The sequence below is a fragment of the Saccharomonospora saliphila YIM 90502 genome, assembly GCF_000383795.1.
GTDB classification, from domain to species: domain Bacteria; phylum Actinomycetota; class Actinomycetes; order Mycobacteriales; family Pseudonocardiaceae; genus Saccharomonospora; species Saccharomonospora saliphila.
Genome location: NZ_KB912681.1, coordinates 15,966 through 19,377 on the forward strand (window position 1 = coordinate 15,966; position 3,412 = coordinate 19,377).

The 3,412-nt window shown below is 73.9% G+C and carries 3 protein-coding genes and 1 pseudogene; 2 read left to right on the top strand and 2 right to left on the bottom strand.

The window, feature by feature from the left end:
* A partial coding sequence (locus SACSA_RS0113530; protein ID WP_198009066.1) for a PspC domain-containing protein occupies window positions 1-716 on the bottom strand: 716 nt, incomplete at its 3' end.
* A gap of 133 nt (window positions 717-849) precedes the next feature.
* Here SACSA_RS0113530 and SACSA_RS0113535 point away from each other — a divergent pair.
* On the top strand, window positions 850-2,214 hold the full coding sequence (locus SACSA_RS0113535) for a PspC domain-containing protein (RefSeq protein ID WP_048876786.1): 1,365 nt from the start codon (window positions 850-852) through the stop codon (window positions 2,212-2,214).
* Between the two features lie 10 nt (window positions 2,215-2,224).
* On the top strand, window positions 2,225-2,896 hold the full coding sequence (locus tag SACSA_RS0113540; protein WP_019816452.1) for a response regulator: 672 nt from the start codon (window positions 2,225-2,227) through the stop codon (window positions 2,894-2,896).
* Between the two features lie 48 nt (window positions 2,897-2,944).
* Here the strand turns inward: SACSA_RS0113540 and SACSA_RS0113545 are convergent.
* Window positions 2,945-3,412, bottom strand: a pseudogene (locus SACSA_RS0113545) (serine/threonine protein kinase); the annotation flags it as partial.

Genomic DNA, 3,412 nt, shown 5'->3' on the forward strand with positions numbered 1-3,412 from the left:
GTGGGCGCGGGGCGGGCGTCGGCCAGCCGCCAGTCGAGCGGCGCCGCCCCGAGCGGGTCGAAGCCGGGCGTGCCTTGTGCGCCCGCTGCCGTGCTCCCGGCCGGGTGGGCCGCTGCCGGCCCGGGTGGTGTCGTGCTCACCGTGTCCTCCGATCCCGTGGTCGTGGTCCGCGCAGGCCGGGTAGGCCCCTCGGACGGTGGTGCGGCCCCGGGGGCGGCGCCGGACGAACCCGGCCTGCCACCCTCTCCGGTCGCGAACACGGCACGGTTGTACTGACCCCGGCTGCGGTGCAGCAGGTACAACGCCGTCACGCCCAGCGCCAGGCCGATGAAGCCACCGCCGTCGAACCAGTCGCCACCGAAGGCCCAGCTCGTCACCGGAACCAGCAGCACGCACAGCACCAGCGCGAAGGCTCTCGACATGCTGCTGCGTCCCCGCCCGAGCAGGCTCTCCAGTCCCGAGACCTCGTCGCGTTCGGCGGGGAAGAGCAACCAGCCGAGCAGGTAGAAACTCAGGCCGATCCCGCCGAACACGGTCATCGCGACGAACGCGACCCGTACCAGCAGCGGGTCGATGTCGTAGCGGGCGCCGACGGCCGCCGCCACCCCCGCGAGCTTGCGGCCGTCGTCGCTCCGCCTGGGCCTGCTCGCCCAGAAGTCCCGCACCGTCTCCTCGAAGCCCTCCACGTGCCCGGAGACACCCGACATGCTGCCCATGGCCCACAGCATGCGGGCGGGGGCCGGTCGGCCGCATCGGGGATCGTCCCTGAGAACGTGCCCGCGTCCCGGCGGGTGGCCTGGGGCCGGGTCAGGGATTACCCCGATGAAACCGGCGCTGCCGCGTGTGACCATGAGTGACGTGGGAGAGCACGCGACCGGCGAACGCACGCCGAACCCGTTCGCGCCGCCGTCCCGCACGGCGTCTGCTCCCTCGGTCGGTGCCGGGGCGGACCGGGACGCCGACGGCGGTGACCAGGACGGCCCGCGCCGGGTGTATCGCAGGCGGACCGGGCGGGCGCTGGCGGGTGTGGCCGGGGGCGTGGCCGACCACCTCGGGGTGCGGGTGCTGTGGGTGCGCGCCACTTTCGCGGTGCTCAGCGCGTTCGGCGGCATGGGGATGCTGGCGTACGGACTGCTGTGGGCGTTCGTGCCGCAGCGAGACCCCGGCGGGGAATCCGAGGCCGGTGCCGAGTCCTCGCGGGAGCGCCAGCAGGCCTACGGTCTGATGGCGCTCGGTGTCGCGCTGGCGATCGCGGGCGGCGCCGTGAGCGGAGTGTTCAGCGGCTGGGCAGGGTTGCCGATCGCGGTGACGCTGGTCGGTGCGGCCGTCGTCTGGCGGGAGGCCGACGAGTCCCAGCGGCGCCGGTGGCGGGACGGGGCCCGTTCCGGGGTCGCCGGGATGCTCGACGGCGGCGGGTGGTCCGCGGCCGTGCGGGTGCTCGCGGGTGTCGCCCTGGTGGTGACCGGCATCGGCGTGGTCGTGCTGCGCGGCAGCAGCCTGGAACAAATGCAGTTCGCGCTCATCGCGGTGCTGGCCACGCTGGTCGGGGCCGCGGTGCTGACCGTGCCGTTTTGGCTGCGCATGGTGCGCGACCTCTCCGAGGAGCGCCGCGCCAGGATTCGCACGGAGGAACGCGCCGAGATCGCGGCCCACCTGCACGACTCCGTGCTGCAAACGCTGGCGCTGATCCAACGTCAGGCCGCCGAGCCCCGGGAGGTCGCGCGGCTGGCCCGGGGGCAGGAACGGCAGTTGCGCCAATGGCTCTACGGACCCGCGGGCTACGGCACACCGAAGCAGGCCGACCAGCGGGCACCCGGGAGCTTGAGCGAGTCCGTCGCCGCCGCGTGCGGCGAGGTCGAGGACACCTTCGCCATCTCGGTGCAACAGGTGGTCGTGGGAGACGCCGAGCTCGACGACGCCCTGACCGCGCTCGTGCAGGCGGCGCGGGAGGCGATCGTGAACGCGGCCAAGCACGCCGGTGTCGGGGAGGTCAGCGTCTACGCCGAGGTGGAGCCGCTCACGGTCACGGTGTTCGTCCGGGACCGGGGCGGCGGCTTCGACCCGGACGCCGTCCCCGACGATCGGCATGGCCTCGCCGACTCGATCCGGGGCAGGATGGAACGCAACGGCGGCCGGTGCCGCCTGCGCACCGCGCCCGGCGAGGGCACGGAGGTGCAGCTGGAGATGCCACGCGCGGTGGCCGAGAAGACGTGAGGGGGTAGCGGTGGCCGACGAGGGCACGCGGGAACCGGTGACGGTCTTCCTCGTGGACGACCATGCGCTGTTCCGTGCCGGGGCGCGCACGGAACTGGAGAACATCAGCGACGAGGTGCGCGTCGTGGGCGAGGCGGGGTCCGTGGCCGAGGCCGTGGCCGGGATCGCTCGCGTGCGACCGCAGGTCGTGCTGCTCGACGTGCACATGCCCGACGGCGGCGGCGCGGAGGTGCTGCGCAGGCTGCGGCCCGAACTGCCGGACGTGGTGTTCTTGGCCTTGTCGGTCTCCGACGCCGCCGAGGACGTCATCGCCGTGATCCGGGCGGGTGCACGGGGTTACGTCACCAAGACCATCTCGTCGCGGGAGCTGGTGCGCGCGGTCGTGCGGGTGGCCGACGGGGACGCGGTGTTCTCACCGCGGCTGGCCGGATTCGTACTCGACGCCTTCGCCGACCGCCCCGGATCGGAGCCGATCAGCGACCCGGAGCTGGACCTGCTCACGCCCCGGGAGCGGGACGTGCTCCGGCTGCTCGCGCGCGGCTACGCGTACAAGGAGATCGCCTCGGAACTGTTCATCTCCGTCAAGACGGTGGAGACGCACGTGTCCAGCGTCCTGCGCAAGACCCAGCTCTCGAACCGCTACGAACTCTCCCGCTGGGCGTCCGACCGCCGCCTGGTGTGAGCGCCCCGGTGGTGGTTCCTCGCGCGGGACGGCCGTGGTGGCCGGTCGTCAGAGGACCCTGACGGCCACGACGACGGTGGCCACGACGACGAGCGCGAGCAGGCACCAGGCCGCCCAGACCGTGAGGGAGGAAGCCGTTCGCGGCACGGGCAGTGACGTGCCCTTCGCCGCGCGCCCGGCATCCGGGGTGTTGGCCCTCGGTGGGCGGGGCAGCAGCGGCACCGTCGGCATGGCGGGAGCGGTCGGCGGGACGAAACCTTCCGCGCGTCCCGCGTCGATCGCCTTCAGCGCCGTGACCGTGTCGGGCAGTGTGGGCCGCAGGTCCGGGTCGGCGCGCAGCAGCTTGAGCAGGGCTCCCGTCAGCGGGCCGCTGTGCGCGGGGACCGCCGGCTCGCCCGTGCCGTCCGGGCCGTACGGGGGAGCGCCCTCCACGGCCGTGAACAGCGTCGCGCCCAGCGAGTACGCGTCGGCTTGCGGGGTGGCCGTGCCGTGCCGCGCCAGCTCCGGCGCGCGGTA

What these genes read in the sequence shown, in the direction of transcription:
- SACSA_RS0113535 (WP_048876786.1), top strand. Translation starts at nt 850, where the DNA reads ATGAGTGACGTGGGAGAGCACGCGACCGGCGAACGCACGCCGAACCCG.